This is a genomic window from Azonexus caeni (assembly GCF_048146105.1).
Classification (GTDB): Bacteria; Pseudomonadota; Gammaproteobacteria; order Burkholderiales; family Rhodocyclaceae; genus Azonexus; species Azonexus aromaticus_B.
On the sequence record NZ_JBKJAD010000081.1, the window covers coordinates 1 to 299 of the forward strand.

Below are 299 nucleotides of genomic sequence, written 5' to 3' on the forward strand. Positions count from 1 at the left end.
ACCAATGACGGCGCCGAAGTGAGCGGCAAGGACAAGGGTGCGGTGACGGAAGACGCGTCGAACCCGAACCTGACCGACACCGGCACGCTGCTGGTGACGGACGTCGATGGCCTGGACGAAGCACAGTTCCAGACCACGGGCATCGTCGCCAGCGCGGGTGCGCTGGGCGGTTTGACGATCACGGCGGCCGGCGACTGGACCTACACGGTGGCGAACGCCGACGTGCAATACCTGGGCGAAGGCGAGACGAAGGTCGAGACCTTCACCGTGAAGACGGTGGACGGGACGACGCACGACAT

At 65.9% G+C, this 299-nt stretch carries 1 protein-coding gene; it reads left to right on the forward strand.

The window, feature by feature from the left end:
• A partial coding sequence (locus tag ACLIIZ_RS21160) for a VCBS domain-containing protein (protein ID WP_416695698.1) occupies positions 1-299 on the forward strand: 299 nt, incomplete at both ends.